The 22,092-nt window shown below is 66.7% G+C and carries 19 protein-coding genes; 8 read left to right on the top strand and 11 right to left on the bottom strand.

From position 1 onward, the window contains the following. Positions 1–5: 5 nt before the first annotated feature. From ACEN98_RS13415 to ACEN98_RS13400, 4 genes are all read right to left on the bottom strand, one after another. The gene (locus ACEN98_RS13415; RefSeq protein WP_413343801.1) at positions 6–218 is read right to left on the bottom strand and encodes a hypothetical protein; all 213 of its coding nucleotides are present in this window, start codon (positions 216–218) and stop codon (positions 6–8) included. Then, a complete protein-coding gene (gene fdh3B, locus ACEN98_RS13410) occupies positions 215–895 on the bottom strand; it encodes a formate dehydrogenase FDH3 subunit beta (RefSeq protein WP_413385060.1) in 681 nt (226 codons plus the stop codon). The genes ACEN98_RS13415 and fdh3B overlap by 4 nt, the downstream gene beginning before the upstream one ends. Positions 896–985: 90 nt before the next feature. Then, positions 986–3,805, bottom strand: a complete 2,820-nt coding sequence (locus ACEN98_RS13405; protein WP_413385058.1) for a formate dehydrogenase subunit alpha — start codon at positions 3,803–3,805, stop codon at positions 986–988. A 229-nt stretch (positions 3,806–4,034) separates the two neighbouring features. Further along, positions 4,035–4,673 (bottom strand): molecular chaperone, encoded by a 639-nt coding sequence (locus ACEN98_RS13400; RefSeq protein ID WP_413385056.1) that lies wholly within the window; start codon positions 4,671–4,673, stop codon positions 4,035–4,037. 218 nt (positions 4,674–4,891) lie between these two features. Between ACEN98_RS13400 and fnr the strand changes: the two genes are divergently transcribed. Beyond that, a complete protein-coding gene (gene fnr / locus ACEN98_RS13395; RefSeq protein ID WP_413385054.1) occupies positions 4,892–5,656 on the top strand; it encodes a fumarate/nitrate reduction transcriptional regulator Fnr in 765 nt (254 codons plus the stop codon). Positions 5,657–5,716: 60 nt separating this feature from the next. Beyond that, complete coding sequence (locus ACEN98_RS13390) at positions 5,717–6,787, top strand: porin (protein ID WP_413385052.1); 1,071 nt, start codon at positions 5,717–5,719, stop codon at positions 6,785–6,787. On the opposite strand, the gene ACEN98_RS13385 is transcribed toward ACEN98_RS13390, so the two are convergent. Further along, entirely contained in the window at positions 6,788–7,549 is a 762-nt protein-coding gene (locus ACEN98_RS13385) for a glycosyl hydrolase (RefSeq protein ID WP_413385050.1), read from the bottom strand. It abuts the gene before it with no gap. 125 nt (positions 7,550–7,674) lie between these two features. Between ACEN98_RS13385 and ACEN98_RS13380 the strand changes: the two genes are divergently transcribed. The 4 genes from ACEN98_RS13380 (at position 7,675) to ACEN98_RS13365 (ending at position 14,003) form a co-directional block, all read left to right on the top strand. After that, positions 7,675–8,031: a hypothetical protein gene (locus ACEN98_RS13380; protein ID WP_413385047.1), complete on the top strand. Its 357-nt coding sequence runs from the start codon at positions 7,675–7,677 to the stop codon at positions 8,029–8,031. 338 nt (positions 8,032–8,369) lie between these two features. Then, positions 8,370–11,378, top strand: a complete 3,009-nt coding sequence (locus ACEN98_RS13375; protein ID WP_413385044.1) for a TonB-dependent receptor — start codon at positions 8,370–8,372, stop codon at positions 11,376–11,378. A gap of 91 nt (positions 11,379–11,469) precedes the next feature. Next, positions 11,470–12,714, top strand: coding sequence for a glycoside hydrolase family 27 protein (locus tag ACEN98_RS13370; protein ID WP_413385042.1), 1,245 nt, complete (start codon positions 11,470–11,472; stop codon positions 12,712–12,714). A 41-nt stretch (positions 12,715–12,755) separates the two neighbouring features. Continuing rightward, on the top strand, positions 12,756–14,003 hold the full coding sequence (locus ACEN98_RS13365; protein WP_413385040.1) for an ABC transporter substrate-binding protein: 1,248 nt from the start codon (positions 12,756–12,758) through the stop codon (positions 14,001–14,003). 39 nt (positions 14,004–14,042) lie between these two features. Here ACEN98_RS13365 and ACEN98_RS13360 read toward each other — a convergent pair whose 3' ends face one another. Then, entirely contained in the window at positions 14,043–15,887 is a 1,845-nt protein-coding gene (locus tag ACEN98_RS13360) for a DUF885 domain-containing protein (protein ID WP_413385038.1), read from the bottom strand. 90 nt (positions 15,888–15,977) lie between these two features. Next, positions 15,978–17,111 carry an acyltransferase family protein gene (locus ACEN98_RS13355; RefSeq protein WP_413385035.1) on the bottom strand — a complete coding sequence of 378 codons (1,134 nt, stop codon included), beginning with the start codon at positions 17,109–17,111 and terminating at the stop codon, positions 15,978–15,980. Positions 17,112–17,276: 165 nt separating this feature from the next. Here ACEN98_RS13355 and ACEN98_RS13350 point away from each other — a divergent pair, with 165 nt between their 5' ends. Further along, on the top strand, positions 17,277–18,320 hold the full coding sequence (locus tag ACEN98_RS13350; RefSeq protein ID WP_413385033.1) for a sensor histidine kinase: 1,044 nt from the start codon (positions 17,277–17,279) through the stop codon (positions 18,318–18,320). 17 nt (positions 18,321–18,337) lie between these two features. Then, positions 18,338–19,075: a LytR/AlgR family response regulator transcription factor gene (locus tag ACEN98_RS13345; protein WP_413385031.1), complete on the top strand. Its 738-nt coding sequence runs from the start codon at positions 18,338–18,340 to the stop codon at positions 19,073–19,075. A 6-nt stretch (positions 19,076–19,081) separates the two neighbouring features. Here the strand turns inward: ACEN98_RS13345 and ACEN98_RS13340 are convergent, their stop codons facing one another. From ACEN98_RS13340 to ACEN98_RS13325, 4 genes are read right to left on the bottom strand one after another with little or no spacing between them, the layout of a single operon-like run. Beyond that, a complete protein-coding gene (locus ACEN98_RS13340) occupies positions 19,082–19,567 on the bottom strand; it encodes a FixH family protein (protein ID WP_413385028.1) in 486 nt (161 codons plus the stop codon). A gap of 17 nt (positions 19,568–19,584) precedes the next feature. Next, on the bottom strand, positions 19,585–20,994 hold the full coding sequence (gene ccoG, locus ACEN98_RS13335; RefSeq protein ID WP_413385026.1) for a cytochrome c oxidase accessory protein CcoG: 1,410 nt from the start codon (positions 20,992–20,994) through the stop codon (positions 19,585–19,587). Continuing rightward, positions 20,991–21,932 (bottom strand): cytochrome-c oxidase, cbb3-type subunit III, encoded by a 942-nt coding sequence (gene ccoP / locus ACEN98_RS13330; protein WP_413385023.1) that lies wholly within the window; start codon positions 21,930–21,932, stop codon positions 20,991–20,993. The genes ccoG and ccoP overlap by 4 nt, the downstream gene beginning before the upstream one ends. Beyond that, positions 21,925–22,092: a cbb3-type cytochrome oxidase subunit 3 gene (locus tag ACEN98_RS13325; RefSeq protein WP_413385020.1), complete on the bottom strand. Its 168-nt coding sequence runs from the start codon at positions 22,090–22,092 to the stop codon at positions 21,925–21,927. Before ACEN98_RS13325 ends, ccoP begins: the two co-directional genes overlap by 8 nt.

Genomic DNA, 22,092 nt, shown 5'->3' with positions numbered 1-22,092 from the left:
TCCTGTTACGGGTTGGCCCGGTTGTATTCGTTCTGGTTCATGTTGCGGTTGCTGATCGTGCCCCACCACGACAGCTTGTCGTTGTGGAAGTGCCGCAAGAACGGCCGGTCGTCCTTCTTCCCGGCGACCATGCCGTGCACCCAGTTCGGATGCTGGTCGACTTCGAGGCAGCCCGCGAGCAGCGCCAGCGGCAGGCAGAGGATGAGGATGCGCTTCATGTCGGCAGCCTCCCCTCGTCGTTCTGCGAGTCCTTGAGATTCTGGTTCTCGCGCGGGCCGTCGCCCTTCGCCTTGATGTCGCCGCCGCGTTTCGGCTTGCCGTACGCGATCTTCCAGCCCCACAGCTCCGGACCGTAGCCGCGCGTCTCCACGCGCTGGCGGTAGATGTCGGCGATGACGGTCGCGTCGCCGCCGATCAGCGCCTTCGTGCCGCACATCTCCGCGCACGCGGGCAGCTTGCCTTCGGCGATGCGGTTGCGGCCATACTTCTTGAACTCGGCCTCGGACGTGTCGGGCTCCGGACCGCCGGAGCAGAACGTGCATTTGTCCATCTTGCCGCGGTGGTTGAACAGGCCCGTGGACCGGAACTGCGGCGCGCCGAACGGGCACGCGTAATAGCAGTAGCCGCAGCCGATGCACTGGTCCTTGTCGTGCAGGACGATGCCGTCTTCCGTGTGATAGATGCAGTTGACGGGGCAGACGGCCAGGCACGGCGCGTCGCTGCAATGCATGCACGCGACGGAGATCGAGCGCTCGCCCGGCACGCCGTCGTTGATGGTGACGACGCGGCGGCGGTTCACGCCCCACGGGGTCTCGTTTTCGTTCTTGCAGGCGGTCACGCAGCCGTTGCAGTCGATGCAGCGCTCCGTGTCGCAGATGAACTTCATTCGGGCCATCTCAATCTCCTTCGGTAGGGTGGGCACCCCGTGCCCACGCGCGATGTTCGCGGTATGTTGGCGTTACGCGTGGGCACAGGAGTGCCCACCCTACGCGCGCACCAGGCGACATAACGACACCTTCGTTTCCTGCATCATCGTCACGGCGTCGTACCCGTACGTCCACCCGGTATTGACTGCCTCGCCGCGCACCGCGGGCGCGCCGCCGTCCGGATAATGCTTTTCCAGGTCCTCGCCCATCCACCAGCCGCCGAAGTGGAACGGCATCCACACGAGGCCCACGGGCACGCGCGGCGTCACCATCGCCATCAGCTTCAGGCGCGCGCCGGTCGGCGTCTCGACCCACATGAATTCGCCCAGCTTCACGCCGATCTGCGCCGCGTCTTCCGGATTCACTTCGCAGAACATGTTCTGCTGGAGTTCGGCGAGCCACGGATTCGACCGGGTCTCCTCGCCGCCGCCCTCGTATTCGACGAGGCGGCCCGACGTCATGATCAGCGGGTAGTCCTTCGAGAAGTCGACCGCCTGCACGGATTTATAGAGTGTCGGCAGGCGCCAGAACGCGGCCTTGTCGTCGTAGGTCGGGTACTTCGCCACCAGGTCGCGCCGCGGCGTGACGAGCGGTTCGCGGTGCGTCGGCACGGGGTCCGGGAAGTTCCACACGTTGCAGCGGGCGCGCGCATTGCCGTACGGCGCGCAGCCGTGGGCGATGGCGACGCGGATGATCCCGCCCGACAGGTCCGTCTTCCAGTTCTTGCCCTCGGCCTGCACTTGCTCCTCCGGCGTCAGCTCGGCCCACCAGCCCAGCTTTTTCAGGAACACGTGGTCGAATTCCGGATAGCCCGTGTCGATCTCGCTGTCCTTCGTGAACGAGCCGTCCGCCGCCAGCAGGGGCTCGCCGTTGTGCTCCACGCCCCAGTTGGCGCGGAACGGCAGGCCGCCCTCCGCCACCGGCTTGTGCAGGTCGTACAGGATCGGCGTGCCCGGGTGCTTCATCTCCGGCGTGCCCCAGCACGGCCACGGCAGGCCGTAATAGTCGCCCTTGCACGGACCGGATTCGGCACGCATCGTCGTCGGATTGAAATCGCGCTTGTGCTCCATGTGCAGTTTCAAGCGCTCGGGCGAGCAGCCCGTGTAGCCGATGGTCCAGCAGGAGCGGTTGATCTCGCGGAGGATGTCCTCGATGACCGGTTCGTTGTTGACGACCTTGATGTTCTTGACGAGCTGTTCGCCGAAGCCGAGCTTCTTCGCGAACAGGTACATGATCTCGTGGTCCGTCTTGCATTCGAACAGCGGCTGGATCACGCGCTCGCGCCACTGGATCGAGCGGTTCGACGCCGTGACGGAACCCTGCGTCTCGAACTGCGACGCGGCCGGCAGCAGGTAGACGCCATCGCTCCTGCCGTGCATCGCGGCCGTCATGCTGGGATACGGATCGATGACGACCATGAAGTCCAGCTTCTGCATCGCGGCCTTCATGTCCGGCAGGCGCGTCTGGCTGTTCGGCGCGTGGCCCCAGTAGAACACGGCACGCAGGTTCGCCGGCTGGTCGACGTACTGGTTGTCTTCCAGGACCGCGTCGAACCAGCGCGACACCGTGATGCCCGGCTTTTCCATCAACTCCTTCGAGCCGAAGCGCGACTTGACCCAGTCGTAATCGACGCCCCACACGGTCGCGAAGTGCTTCCACGCGCCTTCCGCGATGCCGTAGTAGCCGGGCAGCGACTCGCCGTTCGGACCGACGTCCGTCGCGCCCTGCACGTTGTCGTGGCCGCGGTAGATGTTGGCGCCGCCGCCCTGCACGCCGATGTTCCCCAGCGCGAGCTGCAGGATCGACAGCGCGCGCACGTTCGCCGTGCCCACGTGGTGCTGCGTGATGCCCATGCACCAGACGACGGACGATGGCTTGTTCGTCGCCAGCATTTCGGCCGCCATGCGCACGGACGCTTCCGGCACGCCCGTCACGTCGCTGACCTTATCGGGCGTCCACTTCGCGACTTCCTTGCGCACGTCGTCCATGCCGTACGTGCGCGCGGCGATGTACTCCTTGTCTTCCCAGCCGTTGTTGAAGATGTGCCACAGCATGCCCCACACGAATGCGATGTCGGTGCCGGGACGGATGCGCACGTAGTGGTGGGCGAAGCGCGCCGTGCGCGTGAAGCGCGGGTCGACGACGATCATCTTCGCGCCCAGTTCCTTCGCATGCAGGAAGTGCAGCATCGAGATCGGATGCGCCTCGGCCGGGTTCGAGCCGATGAACAGCACGGCCTTGCTGTAGTGGAGATCGTTGAACGAGTTCGTCATCGCGCCATACCCGTAGGTCTGGGCGACGCCGGCCACCGTCGTCGAGTGGCAGATGCGGGCCTGGTGGTCGCAGTTATTGGAGCCCCACATCGACACCCATTTGCGCAGCAGGTAGGACTGCTCGTTGCTGTGCTTCGAGCTGCCGATCACCATCAGCGCATCCGGCCCGGACTGCTCGCGCAGTTTCAGCAGCCGGTCGCCGATCTCGCCCACGGCCTGGTCCCACGTGATGCGCTCGTACTTGCCGTTCACGAGCTTCATCGGATAGCGCAGGCGGTGTTCGCCGAACCCGTGCTCGCGCACCGACGCGCCTTTCGCGCAGTGGGCCCCCATGTTGATCGGCGAGTCGAACGCGGCCTCCTGGCGGATCCACACGCCGTTGCTGACCACCGCCTCCACCGAGCAGCCCACCGAGCAGTGGCTGCACACGGTGTGCTTGACCTCCGTGTTCGGCCTGGCCGGCACGGGGTCCGCCGCGGTCGCGGGCTGGATCACGTTCAGCGGCAGGTGGCGCGCGAGGGCGCCCGCGCCGGCCGTCACGCCCGCGCCGACGAGGAAGCGGCGCCGTTTCAGCCCGCTGTCGCGTGATGTCTTCACCAGGGTCATGGTCGTGGTCTCCTTCTACCAGTAAGCCGCGGTGCGGTAGTAGCGCCGGATGTGTTCCGTCTCGTGATAGCCCTTGGCCTGCTGCGGCGCCGCCGGTGCCGCGGGCTCGGCTGCGGCCCGGGCGCGCGCGCACGCGCGGCCGCGGCGACGGCCAGCGCGCCCAGCGGCGCGGCCTTCAACAGGCTGCGGCGGGTCGGATCGGGTTGCTTGTCATCGTTCATGATGGTCCTCATGCGGCAATCGGGTCGGTGGCATCGAGCACGGCGAACGCCTGCGCTTCGATCGACAGGAAGGCATCGACGACGCCTGCGACGATCCGGTAGAAATTCGCGTCGGCACTCCCCGCAATGTCGGCCAGGCAGGCCGCATACCACGGCCGGACATGCGTTTCGAAAAAGTGTTTTTGCACGTCCAGGCCACGCGGCGGCATGCCGGGTCCGCCCTGGATCAATACGCGCATCGTCTCGCACAGCGTGCCCAGGTGGTCCTCGAATTCGCCCACGCCTGGCGACCGCGCGAGGCGCAGGCGCGCGAGGTCGTGGCGCAGGTCGGCCAGCGGCGCATCGTTCAGGTGGCCCGTGAGGTAGAAGGAACCGTACGGATTCAGCGGCGGCGTGCCGGTGCTGATGAACATGGCCGAGAATTCATCGGCCGCGGCGGCCGCATCGACGACGGTGGCGGCCTGGGTCAGCTTCAGCCAGGCGTCCTCGAGAGCGAATTCGCCGGCGGCGCCGATCGGGTCCGCGGCGGCCAGTGCCGCGAGCAGTGCGTCGTCGGGCGGGGCCAGCAGCAGGCGTGCGAACAGCGCGTAGAAATCGGCGCGGGCCTGGTCCTCGTCGGCCAGCGGCGCAGCGACGGCTCTCTCCACGCCGTCATGCAAATCGGATGAAGCAGAACGCTGTTCGACGGACATGGTTCTCCCGTTGGCAAATATTCATGGGAAGTGTAATCCTTGACAACGCAAAGGCGCGCACGCTTGACGTCCACGCGACACTTCGTTGGCCAGGCAACCAACGTCGGGACAAATTCCCTCGTTGCAGTCGGGCTGCACGTCTATAATCGAGACATCACCCGAAGGTACTTGCCATGATTGCCGCTGATACCACGTCCGCAACCCCCATCAACGTCACCGCACTCAAGTCCAGTTGCGCGGCCTGCAGCATGCACCAGCTGTGCCTGCCAATGGGGCTGGAAGACGCGGACATCGACCGCCTGGATCGGATCATCGGCAAGCGCCGCCGCCTGGAGCGCGACGAACCGCTGTACAAGATGGGCGAGCCGTTCCGCAACCTGTACGCCGTGCGCTTCGGCCACTTCAAGACGTACCAGATCAACGCGGCCGGCGAGGCACAGATCACGGGCTTCCAGATGGCCGGCGAGCTGCTCGGCATGGACGCCATCAGCGCCGACCGCCACCACTGCGACGCCGTCGCACTGGAAGACAGCGAAGTGTGCGAGATCCCGTTCGGGAACCTGCAGGACCTGTTCGGCCAGGTGCCGGCGCTGCTGCGCCACTTCCACCGCATCATGAGCCAGGAGATCACGCGCGAACAGAACGTCATGCTCCTGCTGGGGAACATGCGCGCCGAGCAGCGCTTCGCCGTCTTCCTCATCAACCTCTCGGCCCGCTACGCGGCGCGCGGCTATTCGTCCACGCGCTTCCAGCTGCGCATGTCGCGCGAAGACATCGGCAACTACCTGGGCCTGACCATCGAAAGCATCAGCCGCCTGCTGTCCCGTTTTAAAAAGCTGGGGCTCGTGCAGGTCGACAAGCGCGAGGTCGTGCTGCTCGAACCGGCGCGCCTGAAGGCGATGGCGGCCGGGACGGAGCAGTGCAGTCCGATGGCCTGACCTTTCGGTAGTTCCCGGTCTCCGCGTCCGCATCGACAATGCGGGCAAAGGAGATCCCCCATGCATATCAAGTCAATCCCCGCCGCCATGCTGCTGGCCGCGGGCACCGTCCACGCGCAAGACGGCGCCGTGCAGATCTACGGCCGCCTCAACGTCGCCCTCGAACACGCGGCGGCGTCCTCCGGCCCCGGCCTCGCGCGCCTCGCGAACAACCGCTCCGTGCTGGGTTTCCGCGGCGGCGAAGACCTGGGCGGCGGCCTGAAAGCCATCTTCCAGGTCGAAGGCACGCTGTCGCCCGACACGGGCGCCGGCGCCCTCGCCGCACGCGATACCCGCGTGGGCCTCGCCGGCACCTGGGGCACGCTGTTCGCGGGCCACTGGACGACGGCCTACAACAGCGCCACGTCCGGCCTCGACCCGTTCTATCCGACGACGGCCGGCTACATGAGCATCATGGGCAATGGATCCGCGGGGGACGCGGACAACGTCAGCGACAAGTCGTCGTTCGACCGGCGCCAGTCCAATTCGATTCACTACTGGAGCCCGTCCTGGCACGGTCTGTCGCTGCGGGTGACGCACGGCCTGAACGAAGAAAAGCCGGCAAGCGGCGCGCAGCCGTCGCTGACGTCGGCCGCCGCGATCTACGAACGGGGCCCGTGGTATGCCGTACTGGCGGGCGAACGCCACCACGAGTACCAGGGACCGGGCCTGGACGACACCGGCGCGAAGGCCGCCCTCGCCTACCAGTTCCCGCAGACCCGCATCGCCGTCGTCGCCGAACGTTTGAAATACGGGACGGGCGCCGGCGAGCTGGCGCGCAATGCCGTGTACCTGTCCGTGTCGCACCAGATGGGACCGCACGGCATCCGCATCGGCATTGCGCGCGCGGGCGACGCGAGCGGGCCGGCCGGCACGCGCATCGGCTTCGTGCGCGCCGGCGCGGGCACCGGCGCCACGCATGCGACGCTCGGCTACGATTACACGCTCAGCAAGCGCAGCAGCCTGTACGCGTACACGACGCGCCTGGACAACCGCGCGAACGGGGTCTACGACTTCGCGATCAACGGTCTGGGTGCCACGCCGGGCGCGACGCTTAAGGCGTACGTGCTCGGCATGCGTCACAACTTCTGATCACACGTATCGTTCCAGCGTGATGACGCGTGGATCGGCATACACGGCCTTGATGCGCGTATCGTCATTGGCCGCCGTGATGTCGACCCAGGACATGAAGAACGACCACGGCGCGCCGCCCTCGAGGCTGCTGTCGATGTCCGGCATCGGGCCGTTCTCGGTCATCGCGATGAGCTTCGCGCCGTTGCTGAGCGCATAGGCCTTGTCGAACTCCGTCTTGTTGTTAATGTAGACGAAGTTGCCGGGGTAGGAATCGATGCCGACGAGATCGACCTTGTCGTTCCCCGGATACCACGCCACGTCGTCGCCGCACCAGCACCACAGCAGATTGTGCAGGCCGTGGTAATTCACGAGGCGGTCGTACATCATGTCCCACAACTGCTTGTACACGGTGCTGCCTTTCGCGCTCCACCAGAACCAACTGCCGCCGGCTTCGTGCAAGGGCCGCCAGATGATGGGGACGCCGGCATCGCGCAGCTTCGCGAGCTGGACGGCGATCGCGTCGATGTCGCGCAGGGTGTCCGCATATTCCGGCGTCCCCTTCCTCACGGCCCGGGATGCATCGAAGGTCGTGAACTCGGTGTAGAACGTGTTCGTGCCGGCGGTGCCGCCCGACGGCGAATGCCAGTGCCATTGATAGGCGATGACGGGCTTGTCCCCGTGGTCCCGGCGCCATGCGATCGAGTTGGCGACCGACGGGTCGGCCGCATCGGGACCCGAACGTGAAATAGCCCGGCTGGCCGGTGCCCGGATTGATCGCATTGCCGTCCCACAGCCACGAATACATCGGGCTGTAATGCTGCATGTCGAAGCCGCGCAGCAATGGGTAATGACCGGTCAGGTTCTTCACGTAGTCGAAGTGATCCTGGTCGGTCTGTCCAGAGACGATGAACTTGCCGAACTTCGACAGCAGCCAGCCGTACAGGGCCTGGGCGGCGGGCGTGGCCGCCGGATCGACGGGGGCGGCGTTGATCGTGAAGCGCCGCACGACGCAAGTGGAGGTCGCGCCCGCCTGCCCGCAGGCATCGATCGTCACGGTCGCGGGTTTCGGCGCGGCCTGCCGGGATGCCGTCGCTGCTGCCGACGCTGCGTCGTTGCCGGCGCGGCCGGTGGCCCCCCCGCAAGCGCCCAGCAACGTCGTGGCCGCCGCGGCGCCGGCCGCCTTGAACAACAGGCTGCGGCGGTCCAAAGAAATTTTTGTATCGTTAGACATGTTATCTCCTCCATCAATGGGTCGGTGTTAATTTGACGATGCGTTTCACATCGAAAAATTAACGACGGCGATTATTCCACCGGTCCATACCTGCCCTTCACACTCCCCTTCCTCCCCTCATTGTTTAGTGACGTTTCTCGCAACAGCGTTGCCTGCCCCACTGCGTACCCGGCGAGTTTCGCGAAACAACGCTAAACAACACCGATTTCGCGCGTCGTTCCGCCCGTCGACAAAACCCGGCGTCAATAATTCGTATATCCGGCGTTAATAAATTGTCTTTTGCAAGATGTTTTTTTATTAGCGCCGGATTTACGTGCATGCACAACGGAAATCGCCGCACTCGACGGCTGGACAACCAGAAGGGGACACATGAAACGCACCAACAAGACTGCCATCGCAATCGCCGTCGCTCACCTCGCGTGGGGAACGGGCCTGGCGCACGCGCAAGCGGACAACGAAGGCAAGGCCGTTGTCGTCGTGACCGGCCAGCGCGCCGCGCTGGCCTCGGCGCAAAAACTCAAGCAGGATGCCGACGAGATCGTCGACTCGATCGTCGCCGACGACATCGGCAAGCTGCCGGACCGCTCCGTCACCGAGGTGCTCCAGCGCGTCGTCGGCATCAGCATCAACCGCCAGGCGGGCGACAATGAACGCTTCTCGGTCGAGGGCGCCGGCGTCAACATCCGCGGCCTGAACTACGTCCGTTCCGAACTCAATGGGCGCGAGGCGTTCGCATCGAACGGCGGCCGCTCGATCAGCTGGGGCGACATCCCGCCCGAACTGATGGCCGGCGTCGACGTCTACAAGAACCCTTCGGCGGAGCAGACCGAAGGCGGCATTTCGGGTCTCGTCAACCTGCGCACCGCGCTGCCGTTCGACTTCAAGGGCCAGCGCGGCGCGCTGTCCGTCGAGGCGACGCACTCCACGCTCAGGAAGGGCAAGCCCGATCCTTCCGTGTCCGGCCTGTACTCGAACCGCTGGAAAACCGGCTTCGGCGAATTCGGCGCCCTGGTCGATATCGCGTCGTCGGACAGCTCCACGCAGACGGATACGTTCCAATTCGAACCCTTCTTCCCACGCACCGACATCCAACCGGGCCGCACGGTGTGGATACCGAAAGGCGCGCAATGGCGCAACTACCAGTACGACCGCAAGCGGCAAGGTGCCTACGGCGCCCTGCAGTGGAAGCGCGACAACCTCCAGAGCCACCTGACGTATTTCCAGTCGCGCTACAAGGACAGCGCGAACGAGCAGTCGATCTTCTCGTCGGCCAGCCCGTATGACCTGAAGGTGAGCCCCGATACCGTGTACGACGCGAAGGGCGCGTTCGTCACGGGCACCATCAGCGACACGACGAACGGCGGCATCCCGTTCAGCAATGCGGGCGGCTTCAACAAGGGCGATTCGAAGACCACCGACGTGTCCTGGAACGTGCAGTGGAAGGTGGCCGACAACTGGACGCTGACGAGCGACCTGCAGCACGTGCGCTCCACCGGCAGCCACTTCACCTCGGCGGTCGGCCTGGGCATGCTGATGCCGAACGAGAGCCTCGACCTGCGCGGCAGCCTGCCCAGGATTAACTTTACCGATTCACAGCGCGCCTTCCTGGCCGATCCCGCGAATTACTACTGGGAGTCGACCATGGAACACCTCGACAAGACCGACGGGACCATGAAGGCCTGGAAGGGCGATGCGCGCTATGCGTTCGACCATCCGGTGCTGCGCGACGTGCGCTTCGGCGTGCGCCTGACGGACCGCGAAGCGCGGACGGTCAACTCCGATCCGAGCTGGAATTGGGCCGGGGTGACGCCGCCGTGGCTGCTGGGCTGGGACATTCCGAAACTGGCCTACCTGAACGACCCGCGCTTCAACGCGCCGCACGTGACGCAACAGTTCAACAACTTCTTCGGCGGCGACGTCAGCGTCCCCGCAGTCGTGTTCCCCGCGCCGAGCGTGGCCAGCGGCTATCCGGCTTCGTACCAGACGCTGCATGACTACCACGACGCGATCCTGTGTCCGGAACGGATCGCGGCCAATGGCGGCGATGGCGGCAACCCGTGCCAGATCTGGAAGGCGGCGAAATTCGGCGGCGACAACCCGGCCGGCACCAACGACCAGAAAGAGAAGACCCGTGCGTTCTACACGCAGCTGCGCTTCGGCTTCGACGACCTGAAATACCCGATCGACGGCAACGTCGGCCTGCGCTACGTGCAGACCCGCTCGCACTCGACCGGCTACATGTCGTACACGCCGGGCGCGCCGTTCGGGCAAGGCACGCAGGCCACCGGCATCCCGGTTCCCTACATCCCCGCTTACCTGAACAAGAGCGATGTCGAGAACAGGTACAACAACTTCCTGCCGACCGTGAACCTGCGCCTGAAGGCCAGCGACACGCTGCAGTTCCGCCTGGCCTACGGCAAGTCGATGTCGCGGCCGGACTTCTCGCAACTGCAGGCCTACACGACGCTGTCGCAGGAAATCGTGTCGTCGGTGAACGAGGAGACCAAGGTCGTGAACGTGACGGCCGTGAACCGCACCGGCAACGCGCAGGGCAACCCGGCGCTCCGTCCGATCACGTCGAATCAGCTCGACGTCACTGCGGAATGGTACTTCGCCAAATCCGGATCGCTGACGCTGGCGCTGTTCGACAAGCGCCTCAAGGACGTGATCATCAACCAGACGACGTCGGTGGGCCTCCAGGATATCAACGGGAACACGCAGCAGTTCCTGGTGACGGCGCCGGTGAATGGCGCGAAAGGCATCGCCCGCGGCGGCGAGATCGCGTACCAGCAGTATTTCGACAATGTGCCGGACTGGCTGCGCGGGATCGGCGTGTCGGCGAACTACACCTACGTCCACAGCAAGCGCAGCCTGTACAACCCGGTCTTCAGCGAATACTGCTCGGGCGGACAGAACGCCGCGAACGTCAACCTGAACCTGAACGGCTGCGACATCGACGGACGCGCGTTCGGCAACCTGCCGCTGCCCCAGCTGTCGCAGAACGCCTACAACCTGGCGATCCTGTACGACCAGGGGCCGTGGTCGGCGCGCGTGGCCTACAACTGGCGCTCGCGCTACCTCCTCAGCACCAACACGAACGGGACGCAGGGCAGCAACGGTACGGACACCAATCCCGCCAGCCCGACCTTCGGCCAGCACAACGTGGCCTGGGGCCTGCCGCTGTGGGCGGACGCGTACGGCCAGCTGGACGGCGGCGTCTCGTACAAATTCAGCGAGAACCTGAAATTCGACTTCCAGGCGCAGAACCTGACGGATGCCCGCTACAGCCAGACCATGCACCAGGGTATCGGCGACAAGGTGCGCGCCGTCTTCGTCTCCGGACCGCGCTACAGCCTGCGCGTGGGCTACACGTTCTGATCTCCACGTCCTGATCTCCTTGCCCGGGCAACCGGGCCTTTCGGCCGCGCCCTGCCGGCGCGCGCCTTTTTTTATTCGGAATCATCATCCCATGTTGAAAGCATTTATCACCGTCCTGCTGCTCGGCGGCGCCGTCTCGCACCAGGCGTACGCGCAGGGCGTGACGGTCCGCACGGCACCGGGCACGCCCGGCAAGTTCACCGAACTGGGACAACGCCCGCCAATGGGCTGGAACACCTGGAACACGTTCGCCTGCAACATCAACGAAAAGCTCATCCGCGACGCGGCCGACGCCATGGTCGCCAGCGGCATGCGCGATGCCGGGTACGTGTACCTGAACATCGACGACTGCTGGCAGGGCGAGCGCGATGCGCAGGGCTTCATCCACGCCGATCCGCAGCGCTTCCCGTCCGGAATCAAGGCATTGGCCGACTACGTCCACGCCAAAGGACTCAAGCTCGGCATCTATTCGGACGTGGGCGACAAGACGTGCGGCGGCCACGCGGGCAGCCGCGGGCACGAGTACCAGGACGCGCTGACGTACGCCGCCTGGGGCATCGATTACCTGAAATACGACTGGTGCAATACCGAGGGCCTGAGCGCGAAAGGCGGCTACACGACGATGCGCGACGCACTGCGCGCCGCCGGCCGCCCCGTCCTGTTGTCGATCTGCGAATGGGGCGACAACAAGCCCTGGGAGTGGGCCGGCGACGTGGGCCATTCATGGCGCACGACGGGCGACATCTATCCGTGCTGGGATTGCGAATTCAATCACGGCGACTGGTCGTCGTTCGGCGTGCTGCCCATCCTCGACAAGCAGGACGGCCTGCGCAGGCATGCCGGACCCGGACGCTGGAACGACATGGACATGCTGGAAGTCGGCAAGGGCATGGCCGAGGACGAGGACAGGGCCCACTTCTCCATCTGGGCCATGATGAATTCGCCGCTGATCGCGGGGAACGACATCCGTTCGATGTCGGCCACCACGCGCGCGATCCTGACCAACCGCGCCGTCATCGCCGTGAACCAGGATGAACGGGGCATCCAGGCCTGGCGTTTCATGAACGACGGCCAGCTCGAGATGTATGCCAAGCCGCTGGCGAACGGCGAATGGGCGCTCATGTTCCTCAATCGCGCCGACCACGCGCGGCGCTACCGGTTCGACTGGAACAGCCATACGCTGTCCGACCGCGTCAGCAACAACAGCGTCGACTTCGGGCAGAAGCGCCACCGGTTCACCGACCTGTGGACGGGCGCCACGGGCGACACCGGCAAACCGCTGGCGCTGACGGTGCCTGCCCATGGCGTGGTGTTGCTGCGCCTGTCGCCCGACTGACGGCCTGGATGCCCGGCCCGCCTTGTGATAAGGTTGGGCGCATGACTGTTTCGCGTGTATTCGTCGCCCTGGCGGCATGTCTGGCGCTGTGCGCGTCGACGACTGCCCGGGCGGGCGAGCTGGAAGTGTTCCATTACTGGGACCTGGCCGGCGACGCCAGGGCCATCGCCTTCCTGAAAGCGACGTTGACGCAGGAGGGCGAGACCTGGCGCGATTTCGCAGTCGCCGGCGGCGGCAACGGGATGGCGCTGACGCTGCTGAAATCGAGGGTCGCGGCCGGCAACCCGCCGACCGCCGCGCAAATGAAGGCGCCCGCCATCGCCGCGTGGGCGCAGGGCGGGTACCTCACCAACCTCGACGACATCGCCCGGTCCGGGCAATGGGACAAGGTCCTGCCCGAGGCGATCAGCGCGCGCATGAAATACAACGGGCACTACGTCGCCGTGCCGGTGGACCTCCACCGCAACAACTGGTTGTGGATTAACGCGCGCGTCCTGAAAGCGGCGCGCGCGAAGGCGCCGGCGACGTGGGATGAGTTTTTCCAGGCCGCCGAACGGATGAAGCGCGCGGGCTTCGTCGCCGTGGCCCATGGCGAGCAGCCCTGGGAAGACCTGCGCCTGTTCGAGAACGTCGTCATCGGCCTGGGCGGCGCGGAGTTTTACCGGCGGGCGCTCGTGCAACTGGACCCGGCCGCGCTGTCCAGCCCAACGATGGAACGCGCGCTGGCGACCTTCAGGCGGATCAAATCCTATACCGGCCGCTCGACGTACCAGAACGACTGGATCCAGGCGTCGGCACTGCTCACCAGCGGCAAAGCGGGCATGCAATTCATGGGCGACTGGAACAAGCCGGTGCTCATGGAGGCCCGCAAGACGTCGGACTTCGAGTTCGAGTGCCTGCCGGTGCCGGGCGCCACCGACGCATTCGTGTTCGACGTCGATTCGTTCGTCATGTTCAAGGTGCGGGGCGAAGCGAAGGTCGGCGCGCAGCGTCACCTCGCCGCCGCGCTCCTGCGTCCGGACATCCAGGAACGGTTCAATCTCTACAAGGGCGCCCTGCCCGTCCGGACCGACGTCGATCTCGGCCGCCATGACCGCTGCGCGGCAGCGTCCAGGGCGGCGTTCCAGCACGCGGCGCGCACCGGCGTCCTGGTCCCGAGCATCAACATGTCGCAGCCACCGCCCGTGGAAGACGCCATGCGGGCCATCATCAGTGATTTCTGGCGCGACGACCGCGTGACGCCGGCGGCGACGATCGCCCGCCTGAAAGCACTGGTGGCCAGCCGCTGATCACGCGGCCTGCTTCCAAGCCTGCTTCAAAGCCTGCTTCTAAGCCTGCTTCTGCGCCGCGATCCAGCGCTCGACGATCTCGCCCAGCACGTCCAGCGGCACGGAACCGTTGCGCAGCACGACGTCGTGGAACGCGGGCAGCGAGAACTTCGCGCCCAGTTCCTGCTTCGCGTGCTCGCGCAGGTCGATGATGCGCAGCATGCCGATCATGTACGCGCACGCCTGGCCCGGCCACGCGACGTAGCGCTCCACTTCCTGCGCGCCGATGCCGTAGGCGATGGCCTGCTCGCGCGTCCAGCCCTTCGTGTGCAGGCCCGTGTCGACGACGAGCCGGCGCGCGCGGAACAGTTCCGAGCCGAGGGCGCCCAGCAGGCCCGGGACGTCGCCCTCGTACCAGCCCTGCTCCACCGCGAGCCGCTCCGCATACAGCGCCCAGCCTTCGCTGTGCGCGCTGCCGCCGCCGAAGATGCGCTGGGCGCGGAACTTGGGCAGGTCCGTGCGCTCCTGCTGGATCGCGAGCTGGAAGTGGTGGCCCGGGACGGCCTCGTGGTACGACAGGCTGCGCATGCGGATCACGTCGAACGTGGGCCCGCGCATCGGCACCCAGAAGATGCCGGGTCGGCTGCCGTCCGGCGCGGGCAGCGAATAATGCGCCGCGGCCGACGGCTCCGTCAGCGGCGGCTCGCGGCGCACGTCGACCGGCGCGCGCGGCTTCAGGTTGAACAGCGCGTCGCTGCGTTTCAATGCGTCCTGCACGATGCCCGCATAGCGCTGCAGCAGTTCGGGGCGCGGATCAGGGTTACCCAACCCCGCGGTCTTGGGCTGGAACGTCGCGTCCAGCTGCTTCATGCGCTCTTCGATGCCGCCTTCCGCGTAGCCGAGGGCGCGCAGGTGCTTGTCCATCTCGGCCTCGATGCGCGCCACTTCGCCCAGGCCGATCGCGTGGATCTCTTGCGCCGTCAAATTCGTGCTCGTGTAGGTCTTCAGCGCCTGCTGGTAGGCGGCCGCGCCGTTCGCCAGGCGCGCGATGCCGGCCGTGTCGTTCGTCTGCGGATGCAGCTCGGCCATGTAGGCCTGCACGCGCAGGTACGCGGGGCGGATCTTCGTCTCGACGATGCGGGTGGCGTCGGCGATGGCCTTGGCGCGCGCACCCGGCGCCAGGTCCGCGAGCTTTTCGGTGCGCTGGGCGAACGTCGTGACGAGGACGTTCTGCTCCGCCGCCGGCTTCAGGAACAGGTCGACCTGGTATTGCGCGCGCTCGAGGATGAAGCGCGGCGGCACCAGGCCGCGCGCCGTGGCGGCGCGGGCGCGCGCGAGGGCCTCGTCCATGCGCGTGGCCACCTGGTCCAGGCGCGCCAGGTAACTGGCGACGTCGGACGCGCGGCGCAGCGGATGCGTCGTCGTCATGAAGTTGACGAGGCCGACCTGCGTGCCGCCGAACTGGTTGAAGACGAACTGGTAATCGTCGTACGGCGCACTGGCGACCGTGTTGGCCAGGCTCCAGCGCATCACGGACGCGGACGTGCGCTGTTCTTCGCCCAGTGGCCCGGCGAGGAATTTATCGAGCCGCGCGACGCCGGCCCGCGCCAGCGCGACCATCTTCTTGCGGTGCGCGGCCGTCAGCGGCGTGAGCTGGCGGTCCAGCGCGTCCTGTTCGGCGCCGTCGAAGTATTGCGTCGACGTGGCGAGCTGCGGATTGGCGCGGACCCAGTCGGCGGCGAAACGGTCGGACCAGGTGTCGAAGGCGGCGTCGGGTCTGACCGCCTGGGTGGTCTGTGCGGCCGCCGCGATGTTTGGCGCGGCGGTGCCGAGGACGAGGGGAACGAACAGGGTGGCGATGGCGGCGGCCGTGCGGGCGCGCGCGTGAAGATGGTTCTTGGGCATCTCTCTCTTTTCCATGGATAGTGGTAGTCGCCGGCTCGGTAAGCCTGGCGATGGCAATCTATCATGGATGAGTCTGCAAGAGGGCCGGGGTTACGCGTTTACCTCAGCCACCGCGGCGGGAACGTGAACCGGACCCGCATACTTCCGCGTGAGCCACGCACGCACCGGCCGGTCGAACCAGCGCAGCAACGCGTACGCCAGAAGCACGATACCGATCTGCGATGCCGCCGCCACCAGCGCCACCCGCGCAGGCGCCGGATGCGTATTCCAGTTCCAGTGCGCGAACAGGTAGACGAACGCGTAGTGGACGACGTAGACGGGATAGGACAGTTCGCCCATGAACCGGCACAGTGCGCCGATCGCGCCCTCGGTCCGGGTCACGCCCGCGCCCGCGGCCAGGACCAGCGGGAACACGACGATCACGCAGGCCGCTTCGAACAGGCCGTTCCAGGTGCCCATCTGGGGCGCCACGAAGATCGCGGCCAGCACCAGCGACAGGACGACGAACGGTTGCGGCACCGCCAGCCGGAACCCCGTCCGGTACACCAGCAGCCCGGCTAGGAATGGACAGGCGAGGCGCACCGGAGCGGCCCAGAAATCGGCCCATCCCCAGCCGTGGCTCAGGTCATTGAAATGATGCGCCGTCCACAGCAACGCGACGGCGCTCAGCACGCACAGGCCCACGTGCAGGCGCCGGGTCAATCTGTGCCCGAACACGCCGTACAGGACGTTGGCGATGTATTCCTGGAACAGCGTCCAGCACGGCCCATTCAGCGAATGCGTTTCGCCGAAGCTGTTCGGCACGTTCGGCGTCGGCAGCAACAGCACGCTCAGCGCGATCGTGCCGGCGAACGCCGCGAGCGAGATCTTTTCGCCGATGCGCTGGGTGTCGCCGACGAACGGATCGAGCAGGTACACCGTCACGCTGATCGCCAGCGCCGCCAGCGTCATCGGATGGAGGCGGATCAGGCGGCGCTTGAAGAACCCGGACAGGGACAGCGCCTCGCGGGGCGCGGCGTGCGGCGCCAGGCGCGCGTCGTAGGCGTGGCCGAGAACGAATCCGGACAGCGCGAAAAAGAAATCGACGGCCAGGAAGGCATGGCCCATCGGGTTGTGGGCGATGTCGGGCACCATCATTTCCCAGAAATGGAACATGAGGACGCAGAGCGCGGCCGTACCGCGCAGGCCATCGAGGGCTTCGTAATGGGATTTCATCGGGGGCATAGGTTGAGGTCTCCGTTTTTTTGGGTAGAATGCCGGAGTGCAATAGGTATTTACAATGGCTTTGTCACAGTCCGGATTCCGCTGTTGCGAGACGGTTGCGGCGCCCATCGAACGGGCGGCGCCCCGTCCCCGTGCGCGGGCCGCTTACACGTCAACGATCAACCAGTGAAACAACGCACCTCACGCTATGTCGTCGCAATCCTGGCCTGCACGGCCGCCGGCGGCGTGTTCGCGCTGCCGTACATCCTGCGCGGCGCCGGCTGGAGCGCGCTGCTGTCCGTCACCATCAATTGCTGGCTGTGGGGCGCGCTGACGCCGCTGATCAAGCGCCTGCACGACCGCCTGGCCGCGACGTTCCGGCGCGCCCTGCCCCTGCTGGCCGCCCATGCCGTGTGCGGGCTGGCGTTGACGGCGCTGTACGTCCTGACGGCGGCGGCCGTGGAAGACCGGCTCGGCCTGCTCGACTGGGATCCCTGGAGCCAGCCCCTGGGCCTGCTCGACTGGTTCTATTGGGCGATGCTCGTGTACTGCGTCATCATCGGTGCGCTGACCGGCCTGAAGTACTACCGGCGGGTGCTCGTCGACGCATTGCAGATCGAGCGCTTGCAGCGCGGCTTTCTCGAAGCCCAGTTGAACACGCTGCGCACCCAGCTCGATCCGCACTTCCTGTTCAACGCGCTGAACGGCATTTCCGCGTGCGTCGAGCACGAGCCGAGGGTGGCCCGCCGCATGATCGAGCACCTGGGCGACCTGCTGCGCTTCACGCTCGACAGCCGGAACCGGAGCGAGGTGAGCCTGGCCGACGAAGTCGAGTTCCTCGAGCATTACTTCGCACTGCACCGGATGCGCTTCGCCGAGCGCCTCGCCGTCACGGTGTCCGTCATGCCCGACGTGGCGCACACGCGCGTCCCGTCGCTGCTGTTGCAGCCGCTGGTGGAAAACGCGATCCGCCACGGCATCGCGGTCCGCGCGTCCGGCGGCAAGGTCGACGTGTCGGCGCGGCGCGTGGGCGACCAGGTCGAGATCCGCGTGACCGACGACGGCGTCGGGCTGCCGCCCGGCTGGACGATGGACGCCGCGCGCGGACTGGGCATCAGCGTGACGCGCGACCGCCTGGCGGCCATGTACCCGTCCGGCGCCAGCCTGTTCGCCATCGCGCCCCACGCCGGCGGCGGCACGCAAGCGACGATCGTCCTGCCCCTGACTTGAACGAGGAGATGCCGCGCATGCCGCCCGCCAGTCCATTGAAGATACTCGTCGTCGACGATGAAGCGCCGGCGCGGCGGCGTCTCGTCGACCTGCTGGCCAGGGTAGACGGGGTCGGCGAGGTGCTCGAAGCCGGGGACGGCGCGGCGGCCGTGCGGATGATCGCCGACCATCGCCCCGCCGCCGTCTTCCTGGACATGCAGATGCCAGGGCCGTCCGGCCTGGACGTCGTCGCCACCGTCGGTGCCGGCCGCATGCCCGTCACCGTCTTCGTCACCGCCTACGACCAGTATGCGGTCCGCGCGTTCGAGGCCAGCGCCCTCGATTATCTGCTGAAGCCGTTCAGCGACGAACGCTTCGAGGCGGCCATGCGGCGCGTCCTCGCGCGGCTGGAAGAACACCGCCCCGCCGAAGAACCGCCGCGCTGGGACCGGCTGGTGGTAAAAACCGCGGGCGCCACGCACATCGTCAAGACGACGGACATCGACTGGATCGAAGCCGTCGGCGTCTACGTCAACCTGTACATCGGCGGCAAGGCGCTGCTGTACCGGTCACCGATCCATGTGCTGGCCGACAAGCTGGATCCCGCCCACTTCGTGCGCATCCACCGCTCGGCCATCGTGAATCTCGAGAGCATCCTGCGCCTCGAACCGCTGTCGCACGGCGAGTTCGACGTGGTGCTGAAGCACGGCGGGCGAACGAAGGTCAGCCGCACCTACCGCGGCCAGTTGGAACAGCGCCTCGGCCAGGCGCTGTGAGGCCGCTCAGGGCTCGTCCGCCACGATCTCCAGCGCCCGCACGCCATCCCACCCCTTGGCCAGCCGCCAGTCGCGCAACGCCCCTTCCACGACGACCTGCCAGTGCGTGCGCTCCAGGTCCGGCAGCGCGACGCTGAACGAGCCGTCCGGCGCGGGCTTCACGAACACGCGCAGGTCGCGCCGCGGCAGGGTCGGATGCGCGAGATAGATGGTGAACGGCGCCGCGTGTCCCGCCAGGCGGCCGGCCAGCGTGCCCGCACGCGGATCGTATTCCGCCCGCAGCGACAGGCACAGTGCCGTCGCCGCGCGGTCGCGGCGCAGATCCTGGTTGATGGCCTTGCCCTGCTTGTAATAATCGTCGACGACGAGGGCGTCCGGGTGGCCGGCGGCCAGCCAGGCCACGTAGCCGCCGCCGGCCAGCACCGTCGCCGGTCCGAGCATCAGGAGCCATGGCCAGCGGTGGGTGTACCAGGGAGTCGGAGTCGCGTGCATGTTCTATCCTTGTCAGTTCAGCGCGGCACGATGAAGACGGCCTTCTCGGTCACGCGCAGTGCCGGATCGTCCTGCGCCGTCACGGTGAACGTCAGCGCATTCGATCCCGTGCGTGCGGCGCCATGGTCCACGCGCACGCGCAGGGGCACCGCACGCGCGGAAGCGCCGTCCAGTTCGACGAGATCCTCGTCGGCGATCGCGGCCGACGGGATGCCGGAGACGCCGATGTGGAACCGGTGCGGACGCTCGCCCGTGTTCATCAGCTGCAGGCGGTACACGTTCTCGATCTTGCCGTCTTCGACTTCGCGGCCCATCGAGCCGCGGTCGCGGATCACGTCCAGCTTCAGCGGCGTGCGCAGCGCCAGCGCGGTGCCCAGGCCCGCCGCCATCAGGACGAACACGAGGCCGTAGCCGAGCGTGCGCGGGCGCAGCAGGCGGGCGCGGATCTGCTTCGCGTTCCAGCCGCCGGCGAGTGCGTTCTCGGTCGAATAGCGGATCAGGCCACGGGGCCTGCCTACCTTGTCCATCACGCCGGAACAGGCGTCGATGCAGGCGGCGCAGCCGATGCATTCGTACTGCAGGCCGTCGCGGATGTCGATGCCGACGGGGCAGACCTGCACGCACAGCGAGCAGTCGATGCAGTCGCCTCGGCGGTCGCCACCGTTTGCGCCGTTGCGCGCCGCATTGCGTTCCATCTTGCGCGGTTCGCCGCGCGCCATGTCGTAGCTGACGATCAGCGTGTCGCGGTCGAACATCGCGCTCTGGAAGCGGGCGTACGGGCACATGTACTTGCACACCTGCTCGCGCATCCAGCCGGCGTTGCCGTACGTGGCGAAGCCGTAGAACAGGATCCAGAACGCTTCCCACGGGCCGAGGCCCAGGTGCGCCACCGCGTCGCCGAGAGCGCGGATCGGCGTGAAATAGCCGACGAAGGTGAAGCCCGTCCACAGCGCGACCGTGCCCCAGGCGAGGTGCTTGGCGCCCCGCTTGCCCAGCTTTTCCAGCGTCCACGGCTGGCGGTCGAGGCGGATGCGCGCACTGCGGCCGCCTTCGATGCGGCGCTCGATCCACAGGAAGATCTCCGTGTAGACCGTCTGCGGGCAGGCATAGCCGCACCACACGCGCCCCGCCACGGCGGTCACGAGGAACAGGCCGTAGGCGCAGATGATCAGCAGGCCCGCGAGATAGATGAAATCCTGCGGCCACAGCACGAGGCCGAACAGGTGGAACTTGCGCGCGCCCAGGTCGAACAGCACGGCCTGGCGGCCGTGCATGGACAGCCACGGCAGGCCGTAGAACAGCGCCTGCGTGAGCCAGACGCAGGCCCAGCGCAGGGTGGCGAACGGGCCCTTCACCTCGCGCGGATGGATGTCCTCGCGCCTGGCGTACATCTTGATGACCGCCTCCCTGGGCGCGCGCACGTTCATTTTGCCGCCACCTCGCGGGGCGTGCCCGGCGTGTTGGACAGCGACCAGACGTAGGCGGCCAGCACGTGCGCCTTGCCTTCGCCGAGGAATTCGCCCCACGCGGGCATCGTGTTGTTGCGGCCCTTGCGGATCGTCTCCATGATCGTCTCCGCGCTGCCGCCGTACAGCCATACCTTGTCGGTCAGGTTCGGCGCGCCCAGCATCGGGTTACCGTGCGCGTCGGGGCCGTGGCACGCGGCGCAGGCGGCGAACTTCGGCTTGCCGAAGGCGACCTTGATCGGGTCGGCCGGCGCCCCGGAGAGACTCATCACGTAGTGCGCGACGTTTTCCACGTCGTTGTCCGAGCCGAGCGCCGCGCCCATCGGCGGCATCTGGCCGTTGCGGCCCTTCATGATCGTTTCCTTGATCACCGACGGTTCCCCGCCGTACAGCCAGTCGCCGTCCGTCAGGTTCGGGTAGCCCTTGTTGCCGCGCGCATCCGAGCCGTGGCATTGCGCGCAGTACGTGAGGAACAGGCGCTCGCCGATGGCGTGGGCCTGCGGGTCGCCTGCCACGTCCTTGAGGTCGCGCTTCAGGTATTGCGCGAACAGGGGGCCGTAGTCGGCATCGGCCTTCGCCAGTTCCTGTTTGTACGCGCCGGCCGATTGCCAGCCGAGGCGGCCCGCATAGCTGCCGAGGCCCGGATACAGCACCAAGTAGCCGATGGCGAACAGGATCGTCAGGTAGAACATGAACATCCACCAGCGCGGCATCGGCGTATTCAGTTCCGTCAGGTCCTCGTCCCACACGTGGCCCGTCGTCTTGTCGGGCTGGCCGTGTTCGTCCAGGCGCACCTTGTGGCGCGACTGCGACCACAGCAGGATCGCGCAGCCCGCGATGCCCAGCACCGTGATCAGGACGATGTACCAGTTCCAGAAACCGCTCGTGAAGTCAGACATAGTCGTCCTCCACGTCGTCGTCGAACGGAATGGCGGCCGTTGCCGCAAAATCCTGCTCCCTGCGCAGCACGAAGGTCCACGCCAGGATGCCCAGGAAGCAAACGAAACTCACGACCGTCATCACGCGGCTCGCGTCGTCGAATATATGCTGGATGGCCAT

Source organism: Massilia sp. CT11-137 (assembly GCF_047302885.1).
Classification (GTDB): domain Bacteria; phylum Pseudomonadota; class Gammaproteobacteria; order Burkholderiales; family Burkholderiaceae_D; genus Telluria; species Telluria orientalis.
Note: the sequence above shows the minus strand (reverse complement) of the source record. Positions and strands in the feature narration are given on the sequence as shown.

Coding starts and splice junctions, on each gene's coding strand:
- fnr (WP_413385054.1), top strand. CDS start 4,892: ATGATTGCCGCTGATACCACGTCCGCAACCCCCATCAACGTCACCGCA.
- ACEN98_RS13365 (WP_413385040.1), top strand. CDS start 12,756: ATGACTGTTTCGCGTGTATTCGTCGCCCTGGCGGCATGTCTGGCGCTG.
- ACEN98_RS13415 (WP_413343801.1), bottom strand. CDS start 218: ATGAAGCGCATCCTCATCCTCTGCCTGCCGCTGGCGCTGCTCGCGGGC.
- ACEN98_RS13360 (WP_413385038.1), bottom strand. CDS start 15,887: ATGCCCAAGAACCATCTTCACGCGCGCGCCCGCACGGCCGCCGCCATC.
- ACEN98_RS13325 (WP_413385020.1), bottom strand. CDS start 22,092: ATGGCCATCCAGCATATATTCGACGACGCGAGCCGCGTGATGACGGTC.
- ACEN98_RS13355 (WP_413385035.1), bottom strand. CDS start 17,111: ATGCCCCCGATGAAATCCCATTACGAAGCCCTCGATGGCCTGCGCGGT.
- ACEN98_RS13405 (WP_413385058.1), bottom strand. CDS start 3,805: ATGACCCTGGTGAAGACATCACGCGACAGCGGGCTGAAACGGCGCCGC.
- ACEN98_RS13370 (WP_413385042.1), top strand. CDS start 11,470: ATGTTGAAAGCATTTATCACCGTCCTGCTGCTCGGCGGCGCCGTCTCG.
- ccoG (WP_413385026.1), bottom strand. CDS start 20,994: ATGAACGTGCGCGCGCCCAGGGAGGCGGTCATCAAGATGTACGCCAGG.
- ACEN98_RS13385 (WP_413385050.1), bottom strand. CDS start 7,549: ATGCGATCAATCCGGGCACCGGCCAGCCGGGCTATTTCACGTTCGGGT.
- fdh3B (WP_413385060.1), bottom strand. CDS start 895: ATGGCCCGAATGAAGTTCATCTGCGACACGGAGCGCTGCATCGACTGC.
- ACEN98_RS13390 (WP_413385052.1), top strand. CDS start 5,717: ATGCATATCAAGTCAATCCCCGCCGCCATGCTGCTGGCCGCGGGCACC.
- ACEN98_RS13380 (WP_413385047.1), top strand. CDS start 7,675: ATGAACTTGCCGAACTTCGACAGCAGCCAGCCGTACAGGGCCTGGGCG.
- ACEN98_RS13345 (WP_413385031.1), top strand. CDS start 18,338: ATGCCGCCCGCCAGTCCATTGAAGATACTCGTCGTCGACGATGAAGCG.
- ACEN98_RS13340 (WP_413385028.1), bottom strand. CDS start 19,567: ATGCACGCGACTCCGACTCCCTGGTACACCCACCGCTGGCCATGGCTC.
- ACEN98_RS13375 (WP_413385044.1), top strand. CDS start 8,370: ATGAAACGCACCAACAAGACTGCCATCGCAATCGCCGTCGCTCACCTC.
- ccoP (WP_413385023.1), bottom strand. CDS start 21,932: ATGTCTGACTTCACGAGCGGTTTCTGGAACTGGTACATCGTCCTGATC.